Below are 1,234 nucleotides of genomic sequence, written 5' to 3'. Positions count from 1 at the left end.
ACTGCCTCTCCTACCAGCTGAAATGGCACAGAGTAGTACTGGTAGTCACAGGTGATGTGCCAATTACGGTCGACTTTGAGCCGCTTGTATGACACTTCCGTAAACGGTATCGGCGGCAGATCGCGCATCACTGGTGCTTCTTCTTGCTCAAAACGCATGCGCCGTGTTGTGCCATCAGCCCGTGTCATTGCGCTGTTGATATCGGCAAGCCGGTCAGCGATTGCCTCATTGAGTTCATCGAGATTGTAGAAGACCTCGTCGCTGAAATACCCGAGTATTTTGGTGTAGGCGATTTTCACAGCACGTTCTACTGCCGCTTTGTCGCGTGGCCTGCCGGGCCTAGTCGGCACAATCGTGACCCCGTAATAGTCGGCAAACGCTGCGTAGCGGTCAGTGACCATCCGGTAGCCTGAATGCTTTCTCGGCCGGTAGGTCGCCGTAGAGGCATTATCCGGCACGATGACCGCCGGTAATTTGCCAAGATAGTTCAACGCTTTGACGTGGCATGCAATCCAAGCCGGCATCTTCTCATTTGCAGCAGCAGTGACGTACATCAGCCCTGAGTACGGGCATACCGCGACAAACAGCGACGCCTTGAATGCGGTATCACCACTGGCCTGATCCACCACTGGCACTTTGTCACCGGCCCAGTCAACGTAAAGCTCTTGCCCCGGCTCATGGATGACGACTTCGACAAGATCATGAGCACGGAGAAATTCATTGAGCCCACTGCAAAACTGGGAGTACTGGTACTTTGTCTTGTCCGTCGGACACGGCTGCGACAAGTAGTCCATCCACAGCTTGTGCCTGGTCACATGCTTTTTGCTTTGCAGCTTGCGTGCAAGGGCTTGAAAATCAGGCTGGTCGTAGGACATCGTCCGCTTACTCCGGCCGTCGCTGAATCGATCATCGAACCATCCCGGTGAGAGTTGACGGAAACGCTCTGGCGTTAGTGCCTCATCAGCGATGACTTTCTTTGCGCGGGATACTTCTCGTCGTGAACATCCCAATGCGTGTGTGATCTGCGCATAGCTTGCACCGTCAAGGCACATCGCGATGATCTGTTTGAAGTTGGCCACAAGGACCCGCTCCTTCCAAGTAGATGTTGACGCGACACCACCGGATTGTGGTGTCGCCAACATCAACTATGAAAGAAAACCCCTTGCAGTACCGGGTACGTGGAACACCGGTACCAACTACGCGGACTCACGGTACCAACTACCCCGAATCGACA

Annotated in this window: 1 protein-coding gene; it reads right to left on the bottom strand. The window is 54.2% G+C overall.

Annotation, left to right across the window (positions count from 1 at the left end):
• Positions 1 to 1,079: IS21 family transposase (gene istA / locus HMPREF3101_RS00005; protein ID WP_070461778.1), on the bottom strand; the 1,079-nt coding region annotated here is incomplete at its 3' end.
• Positions 1,080 to 1,234: the final 155 nt, after the last annotated feature.

It is taken from the genome of Corynebacterium sp. HMSC29G08 (assembly GCF_001806875.1).
Lineage (GTDB): Bacteria > Actinomycetota > Actinomycetes > Mycobacteriales > Mycobacteriaceae > Corynebacterium.
Note: the sequence above shows the minus strand (reverse complement) of the source record. Positions and strands in the feature narration are given on the sequence as shown.